General features: G+C 59.7%; 15 protein-coding genes. 7 read left to right on the plus strand and 8 right to left on the minus strand.

Features of this window, described 5'->3' with window-relative positions; translation table 11 throughout:
• Nucleotides 1–85 precede the first annotated feature (85 nt).
• The 5 genes from purT to AK821_RS28815 all read right to left on the minus strand — a co-directional run bounded on the left by purT (nucleotide 86) and on the right by AK821_RS28815 (nucleotide 3,566).
• The gene (purT, locus tag AK821_RS28790) at nucleotides 86–1,267 is read right to left on the minus strand and encodes a formate-dependent phosphoribosylglycinamide formyltransferase (protein ID WP_064393259.1); all 1,182 of its coding nucleotides are present in this window, start codon (nucleotides 1,265–1,267) and stop codon (nucleotides 86–88) included.
• Nucleotides 1,268–1,367: 100 nt separating this feature from the next.
• The gene (locus AK821_RS28795; protein WP_064393260.1) at nucleotides 1,368–1,835 is read right to left on the minus strand and encodes a VUT family protein; all 468 of its coding nucleotides are present in this window, start codon (nucleotides 1,833–1,835) and stop codon (nucleotides 1,368–1,370) included.
• 353 nt (nucleotides 1,836–2,188) lie between these two features.
• Nucleotides 2,189–2,398 (minus strand): DUF1289 domain-containing protein, encoded by a 210-nt coding sequence (locus AK821_RS28805; protein WP_064393262.1) that lies wholly within the window; start codon nucleotides 2,396–2,398, stop codon nucleotides 2,189–2,191.
• Nucleotides 2,395–2,919 (minus strand): gamma carbonic anhydrase family protein, encoded by a 525-nt coding sequence (locus tag AK821_RS28810; RefSeq protein ID WP_064393263.1) that lies wholly within the window; start codon nucleotides 2,917–2,919, stop codon nucleotides 2,395–2,397. Before AK821_RS28810 ends, AK821_RS28805 begins: the two co-directional genes overlap by 4 nt.
• Nucleotides 2,920–2,966: 47 nt before the next feature.
• Nucleotides 2,967–3,566, minus strand: a complete 600-nt coding sequence (locus AK821_RS28815; RefSeq protein ID WP_064393264.1) for a CoA pyrophosphatase — start codon at nucleotides 3,564–3,566, stop codon at nucleotides 2,967–2,969.
• Between the two features lie 147 nt (nucleotides 3,567–3,713).
• On the opposite strand from AK821_RS28815, the gene AK821_RS28820 reads away from it, so the two are divergent.
• The 7 genes from AK821_RS28820 (at nucleotide 3,714) to nagE (ending at nucleotide 12,519) form a co-directional block, all read left to right on the plus strand.
• Complete coding sequence (locus AK821_RS28820) at nucleotides 3,714–4,268, plus strand: NUDIX hydrolase (protein WP_064393265.1); 555 nt, start codon at nucleotides 3,714–3,716, stop codon at nucleotides 4,266–4,268.
• A 73-nt stretch (nucleotides 4,269–4,341) separates the two neighbouring features.
• Nucleotides 4,342–4,857, plus strand: coding sequence for a L,D-transpeptidase family protein (locus tag AK821_RS28825; RefSeq protein WP_064393266.1), 516 nt, complete (start codon nucleotides 4,342–4,344; stop codon nucleotides 4,855–4,857).
• Nucleotides 4,858–5,139: 282 nt separating this feature from the next.
• Nucleotides 5,140–5,871, plus strand: a complete 732-nt coding sequence (locus AK821_RS28830; protein ID WP_064393267.1) for a GntR family transcriptional regulator — start codon at nucleotides 5,140–5,142, stop codon at nucleotides 5,869–5,871.
• Between the two features lie 30 nt (nucleotides 5,872–5,901).
• The gene (nagA, locus tag AK821_RS28835) at nucleotides 5,902–7,008 is read left to right on the plus strand and encodes an N-acetylglucosamine-6-phosphate deacetylase (protein ID WP_064393268.1); all 1,107 of its coding nucleotides are present in this window, start codon (nucleotides 5,902–5,904) and stop codon (nucleotides 7,006–7,008) included.
• Complete coding sequence (locus AK821_RS28840; RefSeq protein WP_105705633.1) at nucleotides 6,989–8,011, plus strand: SIS domain-containing protein; 1,023 nt, start codon at nucleotides 6,989–6,991, stop codon at nucleotides 8,009–8,011. The genes nagA and AK821_RS28840 overlap by 20 nt, the downstream gene beginning before the upstream one ends.
• A gap of 258 nt (nucleotides 8,012–8,269) precedes the next feature.
• Nucleotides 8,270–10,783: a phosphoenolpyruvate--protein phosphotransferase gene (ptsP, locus tag AK821_RS28845; RefSeq protein ID WP_064393270.1), complete on the plus strand. Its 2,514-nt coding sequence runs from the start codon at nucleotides 8,270–8,272 to the stop codon at nucleotides 10,781–10,783.
• A gap of 23 nt (nucleotides 10,784–10,806) precedes the next feature.
• The gene (gene nagE / locus AK821_RS28850) at nucleotides 10,807–12,519 is read left to right on the plus strand and encodes an N-acetylglucosamine-specific PTS transporter subunit IIBC (protein WP_064393271.1); all 1,713 of its coding nucleotides are present in this window, start codon (nucleotides 10,807–10,809) and stop codon (nucleotides 12,517–12,519) included.
• A 53-nt stretch (nucleotides 12,520–12,572) separates the two neighbouring features.
• On the opposite strand, the gene AK821_RS28855 is transcribed toward nagE, so the two are convergent.
• From AK821_RS28855 to AK821_RS28865, 3 genes are all read right to left on the minus strand, one after another.
• Nucleotides 12,573–13,019 (minus strand): hypothetical protein, encoded by a 447-nt coding sequence (locus tag AK821_RS28855; protein ID WP_064393272.1) that lies wholly within the window; start codon nucleotides 13,017–13,019, stop codon nucleotides 12,573–12,575.
• Complete coding sequence (locus AK821_RS28860; RefSeq protein ID WP_236708346.1) at nucleotides 13,003–13,659, minus strand: DUF6036 family nucleotidyltransferase; 657 nt, start codon at nucleotides 13,657–13,659, stop codon at nucleotides 13,003–13,005. The genes AK821_RS28855 and AK821_RS28860 overlap by 17 nt, the downstream gene beginning before the upstream one ends.
• Before the next feature lie 258 nt (nucleotides 13,660–13,917).
• Nucleotides 13,918–14,280, minus strand: coding sequence for a DUF6124 family protein (locus AK821_RS28865; RefSeq protein WP_064393273.1), 363 nt, complete (start codon nucleotides 14,278–14,280; stop codon nucleotides 13,918–13,920).
• Nucleotides 14,281–14,678: the final 398 nt, after the last annotated feature.

Genomic DNA, 14,678 nt, shown 5'->3' on the forward strand with positions numbered 1-14,678 from the left:
GCCGCCATCGCGAGCAGGCTCACTCCTACAGGGGAACGCATTCCAACTGTAGGAGTGAGCCTGCTCGCGATGGGCGCGACTCGGTTTAGAGTTCTATGACAACAGCCTGAGCAGCACGGGTCGCCTTGGCACGCGCAGCCTCGATCGACTCATCCCGCGCCAGCGCCACGCCCATACGGCGCTGGCCATTCACTTCCGGTTTACCAAACAGACGCAACGCCGTATCGGGCTCGCTCAACGCAGCACCCAGATTGGCGAATGCGGTCTGGGTCGACTGCCCTTCCACCAGAATCACCGCAGAAGCCGAAGGCCCGAACTGACGGATCAACGGCACTGGCAGGCCCAGAATCGCGCGAGCGTGCAGAGCGAACTGCGACAGATCCTGCGAAATCAATGTAACCAGACCAGTGTCATGCGGACGCGGCGAGACTTCGCTGAACCACACCTGATCACCCTTGATGAACAGCTCAACGCCGAACAGACCACGGCCTCCCAGCGCTTCGGTTACCGCTTTGGCTACCCGCTCGGATTCGGCCAGTGCAACCGGGCTCATGGCCTGTGGCTGCCAGGATTCCTGATAGTCGCCCTTCTCCTGACGGTGACCGACCGGCGCACAGAACGTGGTGCCGCCGATGTGGCGCACGGTCAGCAGGGTAATTTCGTAATCGAAATCGATGAAACCTTCGATGATCACCCGACCTTTACCGGCGCGACCGCCTTCTTGCGCATAATCCCAGGCTTTCTGCACGTCATCGGCGCTGCGCAGCAAGCTCTGGCCTTTGCCCGACGAACTCATCACCGGTTTGACGACGCATGGGAAGCCCAGGTCTTCAACGGCTTTGCTGTAGTCCTCGAAGGTGTCGGCAAAGTGGTACGGCGAGGTCGGCAGATCCAGCTCTTCAGCGGCCAGACGACGAATGCCTTCACGGTTCATGGTCAATTGCGCCGCGCGCGCGGTCGGGATCACGGTGAAGCCTTCGGCTTCCAGTTCGACCAGCGTGGCGGTGGCGATGGCTTCGATTTCCGGCACGATGAAGTGCGGTTTTTCGGCTTCGATCACTGCGCGCAGGGCAGCGCCGTCGAGCATGTTGATCACGTGGCTGCGATGCGCAACTTGCATGGCCGGCGCGTTGGCGTAGCGGTCAACGGCGATCACTTCAACGCCCAGGCGTTGCAGCTCGATCACCACTTCCTTGCCCAACTCACCACAGCCACACAGCAATACGCGGGTCGCGGTCGGCGACAATGGAGTTCCGATACGGGTCATCTCAGGTCCTCAAAGAAGCGGATCATCGAGGAAAGCAACGCCAGACGCGCTTTCCATGGGGAGAAAGCGCGGCATTTTACATGAACCAGAGGCTTTGGCTTCAGCCGGCGACGGCCTGTTTGCGCTCACGCCAGGCCATGATCAGCCAAACGGCGGTGACACCCGCGAATTTCGACAGCAGCGCAGTGATGATCACCGGCGGCGTCAGCAGGTCGATCATGCCGAAGAAGATAAAGGTATCGAGGGGAATACTCAGCGCCGAACTGATCCACAAGCGGTCGCGCAACGGCCGTTTGGTGACGCTGAACACCAGCCAGTCGATGATTTCCGACACCGCGAATGCCGTGGCACTGGCCAGCGCGATGGACGGATCGGAGGTGACGTAAGACAACACCAACGCCGCCAGCATCGCCACCAGCGCACCGTGACCGAAGCGGGTTTGCACCATGTCGCGCAGTATGAACACCAGGCCACCCCAGGCCGACCAGATGATGTCCAGGTGTGGCGCGGTGGAAAAGGCGAAGTTGATCAGCACGACGCTGCTGATGTAAGCGATGAGGAAAATCATGGAGGCGACCTGGCAGATTGGCGCACAGATTACTGGACCCGCAGATCAAGAGCCACCCCCTCACCCCAGCCCTCTCCCCCATGGGGGGCGAGGGGGAAAGGGAGCAGAACTTCGTTGAATCGACTCCCGAGTTCGACTCGATAACCCAGGTCGGTGCGACCCGAGCAATCAACGCGGTCGCTCCCTCTCCCTTCAGGCGAGGGGGAAAGGGAGCCTATTGGGGGCCTTTCAAATCTTGAGTCCGACTCGACATGTCAGGTCGGCGTATAGCGTAAGACACCTCGGTCAGTCCCCTCTCCCAATGGGCGGTCCGACGTTTCGGGAGGGTTAGGGTGAGGGCAATCTCTAGCCGTTCACGATTTTGAAGGGATCATCCACACCAGCCCACTCGCCTTCGCCCGCTCATGACACAACCCCAGCACCACGCGGCGCTCGTCGTTGCTCATGCGGCCCCAGCGGGTAATCTCTTCCACCGTACGCTGGCAGCCGGTGCAAATATCCTGCTCATCCAGCGCACAAATATTCACGCACGGCGAGGCGACAGGTCTTTCGACAGTCGTCATTGTTCTTGCTCAACCAGATCGCGCGCGTAACGCTGCGAGTTATGCACATAGTGGGCGGCGCTGGCCTCAAGCATCTTCTTCTGCGCCTCGGTCAGCTCGCGCACAACCTTGCCCGGCGAACCCATGACCAGCGAACCATCGGGAATTTCCTTGCCTTCGCCGATCAGCGAGTTGGCGCCGATGATGCAGTTCTTGCCGATCTTCGCGCCGTTGAGAATCACCGCGTTAATGCCGATCAGGCTGTAATCGCCGACGGTACAGCCATGCAGCATCGCATTGTGGCCGATGGTCACGCCGGTGCCGATGGTCAGCGGATAGCCCATGTCGGTGTGCATCACGGTGCCGTCCTGGACGTTGCTGTTCTTGCCGATCAGGATCAGTTCATTGTCGCCACGCAACACGGCGTTGAACCAGACGTTGGCGCCTTCTTCCAGTTTGACCTTGCCCACCAGCACGGCATTGGGGGCGACCCAGCTCTGTGGATGGGTCTCGACACGGGCGTCGCCCAGGCGGTATTTCATCTTGTTTTCCTCAGGGCTCACGGTGAATGGCCGTTCGAACGACGGCTTCAGGTGTTGATAAAACTTTTCGGCGGTTGGTGCAGGCTGATTTTCGCGTCATAGAGCAGGTTGATCAACTCGACGATCATGATCGCCGTCAGGCCCCAGATTTTGTATTCGCCAAAGCGGTAGCTCGGCACGTACCAACTGTGTCCCTGATAGTCGATGCGATGGGTATGCTCGCGAGGGTCTTTACGGAAGAATTCCAGCGGCACGCTGAAGACAGCGGCAATCTCGGCATCATTGGCGCGATATTCGACAAAATCGGGGATCACACCGACATAAGGCGTGACCTTGATGCCGTGCAGAGAGATCAGCGGGCTGAGCGGGCCGATGACTTCGACCAACCCGGGCGGCAAACCGATTTCCTCTTCGGCTTCACGCAGGGCGGTGAAGATCAGATCCGGGTCTTCCGGATCGCGGCGCCCACCAGGGAAAGCGACTTCGCCGCCGTGGGTCGAGAGGCCGCTGGCGCGCAGGGTCAGCACCAGTTCCGGCTCGTCACTGCGGGTGATCGGCACCAGAACGGCGGCCTCGGGGAAACGTGTGTCGGTTTCCAGCGTGCGCGGTGTGTGGTTGCTTACCCGATGCAGTAGCTCGTCCAGCATGAGTGTTCTCGATCTGTGCCTTACCCTGCATCATGCACCAATCATTGCGAGTGCCCAAGCCCCGGAAACCTGTCGTGTCGCGAAACGACAACTTGCCGACCGGCACCGCTGCACGCCAAGATAGGCGCAGCATTCAGGAAGCCCAGCATGAATTTTTGCAGCCACTGCGGTAAACCGGTCACCCAGCGCATTCCCGAAGGCGATTCGCGGCTGCGATTTGTTTGTGACAGCTGTCAGACCATTCACTATCAGAACCCCAATATCGTCGCCGGCTGCGTGCCGACCTGGGGCACGAAGGTGCTGCTCTGCCGTCGCGCCATCGAGCCGCGCCTCGGTTACTGGACGTTGCCTGCCGGTTTCATGGAGAACGGCGAGACCATCGAACAAGCCGCCGTGCGTGAAACGGCTGAAGAAGCCTGCGCCCGGGTGCGTAACCTGAGCATCTATACGCTGATCGACGTGCCGCACATCAGTCAGGTGCATGTGTTCTTCCGCGCCGAACTGGTGGATCTCGACTTTGCTGCGGGCCCCGAGAGCCTAGAAGTGCAACTATTCGACGAAGCCGACATTCCTTGGGACGAGCTGGCTTTCCGCACGGTGGGGCGTACCCTAGAATGCTTCTTCGCTGATCGGCGTGTTGAGGAGTATCCGGTTCGTTCGGAGTCGATTCCGCCGTTGGTGCAGCCGGTCATTGTTGGTTAGAAATCAAAAGATCGCAGCCTGCGGCAGCTCCTACATAAATCCTGTTTGCTTCACTCCCTGGGGAATCGTTTCAATGCGCTGGTTGCTTGTCCTGTTCTGCCTGTCGTTCGTTAGCGTCTCCCAAGCGTCCTTCGTGACCACCGTGACGCCGGCGAATACCCCGCTTATCGAGAAAGTTCTGGTGCTCAAATCGGCGCATCAATTGCAGTTGATCGCCGACGGCAAGCCGCTGAAGACCTATCGCATCTCCCTGGGCAAGGGCGCGAAAAAAGGTCCGAAACTGATTGAAGGCGACAAGCGCACGCCGGAAGGTTTTTATTGGATCGACTGGCGCAAGACCAGCGACAAATTCAACCTGTCGATGCACATTTCCTACCCGAACATCAGCGACTCGGCCCGCGCCCGGCGTGAAGGCGTCGAGCCTGGCGGCATGATCATGATCCACGGCACGCCGGATTCGGAAGAAACCCCGGAAGACCTGTTCCACACCCTCGACTGGACCGATGGCTGCGTCGCCATGCGCAATGTGGATATGCGCGAAGTGTGGAGCCTGGTGCCGGACGGCACGATGGTCGAAATCCGCCCGTAACCAGCGACCGCTGGTCACCCGCAAAAAATAAATCAAAAGATCGCAGCCTGCGGCAGCTCCTACAGAGGTGATACCACTTCCCACTGTAGGAGCTGCCGCAGGCTGCGATCTTTTGCTTTTTACAGCCCACCTTTAATACCACTTCAAACCAGACCCTTCATAACCCGCCATTTCATTGGGCAAACCGCCGATTGCCTGCGTTGACATGGTATTCAAGTGGTATTAATTTTCGTCCCACAAGCGAGCCACAACAATCCTATACTCGCGTCGGAAATGACCTACATGAACGACTTCCAGGCCCTACGCCCAGACGACTCCCAGCCGACGCCGCTGTACTTGCAACTGGCACGCAATCTGGAAGCAGCGATTCATGCAGGACAGTGGAAAGCCGAACAGGCGATGCCCTCGGAACGCAATCTCAGCGAGTTGCTCGGCATCTCCCGGGTCACCGCACGCAAGGCGCTGGAAGTCCTCCTCGATCAAGGCCTGATCCGCCGCCTGCAAGGTTCCGGCACCTTCATCACGCCACGCCTCGAACAACCGCTGTCGCGCCTCTCGGGTTTCAGCGAGATGCTGCGCTTGAAGGGTTTCGTGCCCAGCTCGCAATGGCTGGAGCGCGAAATCACCCTGCCGACCCACGAAGAACTGATCCGTCTCAGCCTGTCGCCGAACGACAAGGTCGCGCGCATGAAGCGTCTGCGCAAAGCCGATGACACGGTCATGGCCATCGAGATGAGCACCCTGCCCGCCTCGATCATGCCCAAGCCGCAATTGGTCGGCGATTCACTCTACGAATACCTCGACGGCATAGGCAAACCGATCGTCCGTGCCTTGCAGCACATCCAGGCGATCAATGCCTCGGACGAGTTCGCCGCGCTGGTCGGCATCGCCCCCGGCACCGCGATGCTGCTGATGACTCGGGTCGGCTACCTGGAAGACAACACGCCGATTGAAGTCACCGACACCTATTGCCGCAACGACTACTACGACTTTGTTGCAGAGCTTCGCCGCTGATCAGCAGCCGAGCCAAACGAGAGAACCAAAATGTCCGAAGACAACATCCTCACCGCCAGCGGCTGGATTCGCGGCCGGCTGATCCACGAACACGGCAAAGTCGTGTCGATCGAAGGAATGCCTTGCGATCCGGCAACCAATGATCTGCCGTATCTGCTGCCGGGCTTCATCGATCTGCACGTGCATGGCGGTGGCGGCAAAGACATCATGGAAGGCGCCAGCGCTTTCGAAACCATTACCAAAACCCACGTGCGTTTTGGCACAACGTCGCTGCTGGCCACCACCATGACCGCACCGAGTGCCGAGATTTCCAGCGTCCTGAAGGAAGTAGGAGAATTCTGCGAACAGCGTCCGAAAGGTGCCGCGCGCGTCCTCGGCGTACACCTCGAAGGCCCGTACATCAATCCGGGAAAACTCGGCGCGCAACCGAACTTCGCCCACACCGCGTTGATGGCCGAAGTCGAAGAGTATCTGGCACTGGCGCCAATCCGCGTGATCACCATCGCCCCGGAAATCGCCGGTCACGACGGATTGATCCGCGAACTCAGCAGCCGTGGCGTGCGCATGCAGATCGGCCACACCCTCGGCAGCTACGAGGAAGGCGTCGCCGCAATGGAGGCTGGCGCGACCAGTTTCACTCACCTCTACAACGCCATGAGCCCGCTGCATCACCGCGAGCCGGGCATCGTTGGCGCGGCATTGGCCCACGCCAAATTCGCCGAACTGATTCCGGATTTGCTCCACGTCCATCCGGGAGCAATCCGCGTGGCCCTGCGCTCGATCCCGTGCCTGTATTGCGTAACCGACTCGACCGCCGCCGCCGGCATGCCCGACGGTGAATACAAGCTCGGCAGCCACACCGTGACCAAATGCCTGGGCGGCGTGCGCCTGCCCGACGGCACCCTGGCCGGCAGCACCCTGACCATGGATCAGGCCCTGCGCAATCTGGTGAAGATCGGTTTGCCGATCGCTGAGGCCTCGCAGCGCCTGTCGCAATTTCCCGCCGACTACCTCGGCATCAACGAACGCGGGCGCCTTGCACCAGGTGCCTGGGCCGACTGCGTGCGGCTCGATCGCTCACTCACACTGACCGCCGTCATGGTCGAAGGAGAAGACATTGACTTCAAAAATGCTTGAGGAGGCGCTGTCCTCGTTCGAGGCCGTGCAAGCCCAACTGCAACAGCTCGACCCGCAAATGATCGAGATCGCCGGACGCCTGCGTCGTCAGCCGCCGCAAGTGGCGATGACTGTCGCACGCGGCAGCTCCGACCACGCGGCTAGCTACTTCGCCTACCTGACCATGCAACAACTGGGTGTGCCGGTGGCGTCGTTGCCGATGTCAGTGGTGACCATGCAGCAAGCGCCGTTAAAGGTCAGCGGTCAGGTCGCGTTCGCGTTTTCGCAATCGGGGCAGAGCCCGGATCTGGTCAACAGCCTGCGTCTGTTGCGCAAGCGTGGCGCGCTGAGCGTATCGATGGTCAACGCTGCCGATTCGCCACTGGAAGCGGCGTGTGAATTCAGCGTGCCGCTGCTCGCCGGGACTGAAAGCAGCGTCGCCGCGACCAAGAGTTTTATCGCCACCCTCAGCGCCAGCGCTCGTTTGATCGCGCACTGGAAAGAGGACAGCGAATTGCTCGAGGCTGGCAACGCTTTGCCGGAAGGTCTGCGCGAAGCGGCAAAACAGGACTGGAGCGTGGCCATCGAAGCGCTGCGTGATTGCGAGCGATTGATGGTGATCGGTCGTGGTGCCGGTTTCGCCATTGCTCAAGAGGCCGCGCTGAAATTCAAGGAAACCTCGGCGATTCAGGCCGAAGCGTTCAGCAGCGCCGAAGTGCGTCACGGCCCGATGGCATTGATCGACGAACACTATCCATTGTTGGTGTTCGCTCCGCGCGGCGCCGAGCAGGCGGGCCTGTTGAGCCTCGCGGCAGAAATGCGTCAACGCGGCGCCCGTGTGTTGCTGGCCGCGCCGGACGATGTGAGCGAACGCGATTTGACCTTGAGCCGTGCCGAACACCCAGCGCTCGATCCGATTCTGGCGATCCAGAGTTTCTACGTGATGGCCGCAGGGCTGGCCGTGGCCCGTGGCATGGACCCGGATCAGCCGCGCCACCTGAGCAAAGTAACCCGCACGCACTGACACCCGCTGATCAATGCATAACCCTATCGGCGGACGCGAAAACCGCCGATTGATGCACAACCCTGTCGGCGGACGCAAAACCGCTGATTGATGCACAACCCTATCGGCGGACGCAAAACCGCTGATTGATGCACAACCCCTGTAGGAGCTGCCGAAGGCTGCGATCTTTTGATTTTGATTCACAGAAAACAAGATCAAAAGATCGCAGCCTTCGGCAGCTCCTACAAGGGCCAGCGAAATTACTGATGAGACCGAGCCATGCACAACAACAATAAAGAGCTGACCCTCAGCGCCCCGCTCAGCGGCCCGGTGCTCACGCTCGCCAAAGTCCCGGACGCGGTGTTCGCCAGCGGCGCTATGGGTGACGGCATCGCCATCGACCCGATCAACGACACGCTGTACTCGCCGTGCGCCGGGGTGATCATCCACGTCGCCCGCACCGGCCACGCACTCACCGTGCGTGCCGACAACGGCGCGGAAATCCTCCTGCATCTGGGCCTCGACACCGTGGAGTTGAACGGCGAAGGTTTCTCGATGCTGGTCATGGAAGGTGGTCGCGTGACTCAGGGCCAGCCGTTGTTGCGCTATGACCTGGACAAAGTCGGCCAGCAATGCAAAAGCCTCGTCAGCCTGTTGATCCTGACCAACAGCCAGGATTTTCAGGTACGCCCGATCACGCTGAAAGCGGTGAAAGTCGGCGATCCGCTGCTGCACATTGTGGCGCGCAACGGTTCGGCAGCGAGCGCCGAAGTCGTCGGTGGGCCAGAGGTTCATGGTCAAGTGTTGGTGGCCCATCGCGGCGGCTTGCATGCGCGCCCTGCGGCGCTGATTCGGCAGACCGCGCAAGGTTTCAAAAGCCAGTCGCAGCTGCACTTCGCCGGCAAATCGGCGCCGTGCAACAGCCTGATCGGTTTGATGGGGCTGGCGGTTGGCGAGCAGGATGAAGTGCAGGTCAGCTGTCAGGGGCCGGATGCTGAAGCGGCGCTGCAAGCGTTGCTCACGGCGTTGGCCACGGCATTGCCGGATGATCATCGCGCGGCGGCACCGGTCAGTGTTGCCCCTCTTAAACGCCCGGCCGAGGCTGGCGTGTTGCACGGGGTTTGCGCTGCGCCGGGATTCGTCGGTGGGCCGCTGTTTCGCTTGAACGCGATCAGTTTGCCGGTGGACGCGGGCAATCACGATCCGCTGCAGCAACAGCAGGTTCTCGACGCGGCGCTGACTCAGGTGCGCAGCGAAATCGACGGCACCCTCGCCCAAGCGAAAAAACACAAGAACGCCGAAGAAGAAGCAATCTTCGCCGCACACTTGGCGTTGCTGGAAGACCCGGCACTGCTCGACGCTGCACAGCAATCCATCGAACAAGGCACTGCGGCGACTCACGCCTGGAGCCAGTCGATCGATGTGCAGTGCGAAGTGCTGCAGCGCACCGGCAGCGCGCTGCTGGCTGAGCGCGCCAACGATCTTCGCGATCTCAAACAACGCGTGCTGCGTGCGTTGCTCGGTGAGGCATGGAATTACGATGTGCCGGCCGGTGCTATCGTCGCTGCGCATGAACTGACGCCATCGGATCTGCTGCAACTTAGCGCCCAAGGTGTCGCCGGTTTGTGTATGGCCGAAGGTGGCGCGACTTCGCACGTGGCGATTCTCGCTCGCGGCAAAGGTCTGCCGTGCATGGTGGCGTTGGGTTCGGCATTGCTTGATCAGCCGCAAGGTCAATCGGTGGTGCTCGATGCCGATGGCGGTCGTCTGGAACTGACGCCAAACGCTGAGCGCTTGGCTGAAGTTCAACAGGCGCAAATTGATCGCCAGCAACGTCGCGATGCTCAACAGGCAAAAGCTCATCTGCCGGCCGAAACCCGTAATGGCGTGCACATCGAAGTCGTCGCCAACGTCGCCTCCAGCGGTGAAGCGGCAGATGCCTTTGCCAACGGCGCCGATGGTGTCGGTCTGCTGCGCACAGAGTTTCTCTTCGTCGATCGCCAGACCGCGCCGGATGTCGAAGAACAGCGCTGCGCCTATCAAGCCGTGATCGATGCGATGGGCGACAAGTCGGTGATCATCCGCACCATCGACGTCGGCGGCGACAAGCAACTCGATTACCTGCCGCTGCCGATCGAAGCCAACCCGGTGCTCGGTCTGCGCGGCATTCGTCTGGCTCAGGCCCGCCCGGAAATCCTCGATCAGCAACTGCGCGCGCTGCTGCAAGTCAGCCCGCTGCGTCGCTGCCGAATCCTGCTGCCGATGGTCACCGAAGTGGATGAGCTGCTGCACATACGCCAACGCGTCGACGCCTTGTGCCTGGAACTCGGCGTGAGCCAACGCCCGGAAATCGGCGTAATGATCGAAGTCCCCGCCGCCGCGCTGCAAGCCGAACAACTCGCTGAACACGCCGACTTCCTCTCCATCGGCACCAACGATTTGTCGCAATACACCCTGGCCATGGATCGCGATCACGCCGGTCTGGCCGCCCGCGTCGACGCCCTGCACCCGGCGCTGCTGCGCCTGATCGCCATGACCTGCGAAGGCGCGGCGGTGCACAAGCGTTGGGTTGGCGTCTGCGGCGCCCTCGCCTCCGATCCGCTGGCCACGCCGGTGCTGATTGGTCTGGGCGTTACCGAATTGTCGGTCAGCCCGGTGCAGATCGGTGAAATCAAGGATCGCGTGCGCCAGGTGCACGAAGCCGAATGCCAGCGCCTCAGTCGCGACCTGCTCAAGTTGAGCAGCGCCGCCGCCGTGCGCCACGCCTGTCATCAACATTGGCCACTGCGCTAACAAAAACAACAAGGACAAACGCCATGTACCAACTCTTCGTCGAAGGCCTGCAACGCCTCGGCCGCGCGCTGATGCTGCCGATCGCGATCCTGCCGATTGCCGGCCTGCTCCTGCGTCTGGGTGACACTGACCTGCTGAACATCGCGATCATTCACGATGCCGGCCAAGTGATCTTCGCCAACCTGGCGATGATCTTCGCCATCGGCATCGCCGTCGGTTTCGCCAAGGACAACAACGGCACCGCCGGCCTCGCCGGGGTGATCGGTTACCTGGTGATGATCTCCACGCTCAAGGTGCTCGATGCGAGCATCAACATGGGCATGCTCGCCGGCATCGTCGCCGGCCTGATGGCTGGCGCGCTGTACAACCGCTTCAAAGACATCAAGCTGCCGGAGTATCTGGCGTTCTTCGGTGGGCGACGGTTTGTGCCGATCGTCACCGGGTTCGCAGCGGTCGGTCTGGGCGTGGTGTTCGGCTACATCTGGCCGCCGATCCAGCACGGCATCAACAGCTTCGGCGCCTTGATGATGGAAAGCGGCAGCATCGGCGCGTTCGTGTTCGGCGTGTTCAACCGCCTGCTGATCGTCACCGGCCTGCACCACATCCTCAACAACATGGCGTGGTTTGTGTTTGGCAACTTCACCGACCCGACTACCGGCGCATTGGTGACGGGCGACCTGTCGCGCTACTTCGCCGGTGATCCGAAGGGCGGCCAGTTCATGACTGGCATGTTCCCGATGATGATCTTCGGCCTGCCGGCGGCGTGCCTGGCGATGTACCGCAATGCGCTGCCGGAACGCCGCAAGGTGATGGGCGGGATCTTTCTTTCAATGGCGCTGACCTCGTTTTTGACCGGGGTGACTGAACCGATTGAATTCGCCTTTATGTTCCTGGCACCGCTGCTGTATCTGCTGCATGCGCTGCTGACCGGGTTGTCGATGGCGATTACCAATGCCTTGAACATCCACTTGGGCTTCACCTTCTCCGGCGGCTTTATCGACATGATTCTCGGCTGGGGCAAGTCCACCAATGGTTGGCTGGTGTTCCCGGTTGGGTTGGCTTACGCGGTGATCTACTACTTCGTCTTTGACTTCTGCATTCGTCGCTTCAATCTGAAAACGCCGGGGCGTGAGGATGTTGCCGTTAGTGAAAAAGCCGTACTGACTGAGAACGAACGGGCCAGTGCTTACATCAAGGCGTTGGGCGGCGCTGAAAATCTGCTGACGGTTGGCGCCTGCACCACGCGGTTGCGGCTGGAGATGGTTGATCGCAACAAGGCTTCGGATGCTGATCTGAAAGCGCTGGGGGCGATGGCGGTTGTGCGACCGGGTAAAGGTGGCAGTTTGCAGGTGGTTGTCGGGCCGATGGCGGACAGCATTGCGGATGAGATTCGTCTGGCGATGCCGGCGTTGGGGCGTGCTGTTTTGGTTGAAACCGCTGTTGTTGATGAGCCGAAAGTTATGGCCGTTGCCGGTTCCGAGGCGCAGCAATGGCTGAATGCATTGGGCGGCAACGACAATGTGCTGCAACTGGATTGCATTGCGATGACACGGATTCGCCTGCAATTGGCGGATGGCAAGGCGTTGTCCGAGGCGCAGTTGAAGGATCTGGGTTGTCAGGGTGTCAGCCAGTTGGATGGCGGGGTCTGGCATTTGCTGGTGGGGGATAAGGCGGCGAGTTTGAGTGGGGCGTTGGAAAGCCTGGTCAACCGAAGCGAGGTTAGTGTGAAGGTTTAATCGACACAAAAAACCCGGCTTAGGCCGGGTTTTTCATCGCCAACAAATTCGGCTCAGGATGAATGCTGTTCCGCTTGGTAATGGCGGGTCTGAAATGGCATCAACGTTTGAACCTTCAATCCAAGACTTTCTGCTAACCCCCAAGAAACGGCCAATTCATCTTTGCGATTGCGTAATGAAACCTTTGTTTGAGGCGCGACATCCTGCTTCGGTGTCGAGTGCGCGAAAAGCTCCAGCGCATGAAGCGTTTCCAATACGCGGGTATCCGAGACACACGAAAAACGCGTAAATCGCTCCAACAGGTAGGCGGCGCGGCGACGTTCAATGTCATCGCTATGATGTTTCAGAAAGGCCTTCACCTCGCTTTCAACATTTGAATCCGAGTACCAGACTTCTTTCGCAGCATTCACCAGTGCAACGTCGTCGGCCTGATTCAGAGGGCTTCTGACGAGAGTGTCTAACGCGGATGAGAGGACGTGAGCGTCATTCAGCTTCGTCATCTGCTTTCTCCAGATAGTCTTGCAATATGTTGCTCAATACCGAGGTCGATTGCGCTTTATTGCCAACATATACATCAATTGCCTGCAATGCCAGACGCCGGAGCTCGCTGGTCAGTATGAACCCGCACCTCAGAAGCGCATTGATGTCTGCGATATCGTGATCTGTAGCCCTGCCCAGCTTTGTAATGGCTATGTCGACGGGCGCAGCAATATGAATGTGTAGAGGAGACTCCAGCGAAAACTCTGACATGGGAATACTTCGCGACCAATAATCCTCATGAATCGGGCCAAAGCTAGTGTTGTATTGCAGGTCGTAGTTCAGCTCCATCTTTCGAGCAGAAAGCTCATCGAAAAAGGGCTCCGGCACCGTCGCCAGCAGCGTACGCAGGTCGAATCCTGCCGGAATGCATGCCTCATAGATTTCCGCATCGACATCCAAAGATATGCGGTGATGGGTGTAGAGGTGAACTGCACACCCTCCAAACACAATGATCTTGACCGCTCCAGTTGCTGCATTCTCTTCAATCAATTCCGCCTCGACGGACTTGAACATCGAAACCAGCGCCCGCCCCAGCGAGGTGCTTGTGTTGATGCGGGGTGTGACGACGGGGAGTAGCTCCATTTTCAACCTCAGAGTCATGTCGATGGCTTCAGCGAAAGGAGCAACATCCCGTTAGCGGTCTATTGCCGAGCTCGCTGTTTGCCGGAGACAACCCAAGTTAGAGAGGCTACTTCCGAGAGACGACCTGAAAAACCGGTAGGAAAAATCCGCTATTTGATGAGGTACAGGAAGTATTCGGACAACTGCGAAAACGCTTTCGCGAGCAAGCCCGCTCCCACAGTGCATGCATTTCAAATGTGGGAGCAAACCTGCTGGCGATGAACGATGACGCGGTCGTCAGGTTTGTGGATCGACTCGATCCAGTGCGCGGTTTACGGCGAGCTCGGCGAGCATGATGATTTGCTGGATGGCCAGTGCCGTGCTGCGTTGCAAGCCGCCTAGCTCGGTTGCGAAGTTGCTGGCCATGGCGTTTGCTGAGGCCAACGATTCACAAGCGTGGGCGAGCAGGCTTTCGGTGTCGACGCTGGGGTGGACGAGGAACATGGTGCTCGGTTGTCGGGGTTTGGCGGGTTCAGGGCTGAGGTAGAAATCGAGGGCGCGTTTGATGGCTTCGCGGTTTTTGGCGAGGTCTTCGGCGTGGATGGCGGCTTCGAGTGGGGTGGTGGTTTCGGGGGGTGGATCTGGTATTAGCTTGTCCAAAATTCAACTCCTGCTATTGCAAGTGAGGATGCCATCGTTCGCCGGATCTCACGCGGCGAAGAGGTGGCAGCTATGTGCAGGGTGAGATCCACCGGAGCAGGCAACCGGCCAGACCGAAGTCTGCCCGCACACAGCCGCCATAACACAGGCAGCAGATTGAGCTGGCGCCAATTATCGTAGTGTTGGCGCTAGTTGCAAGCTTTCCGGGGATCTCACGCCCGGTCGCTGAATTGGCAGCGACAGGCAAAGACTAGAGAGCGGGCGTCCGACGGACAACCTGAAAACCTTGTGGGAAGACTCTGTTATTTCTACACATATCTAAACAGACCAAAGCAAACCCTCACCCTAGCCCTCTCCCAGAGGGAGAGGGGACTGACCGAAGTGTTTGGTGGATCTAC

It is taken from the genome of Pseudomonas sp. RIT-PI-r, from assembly GCF_001297015.1.
Classification (GTDB): domain Bacteria; phylum Pseudomonadota; class Gammaproteobacteria; order Pseudomonadales; family Pseudomonadaceae; genus Aquipseudomonas.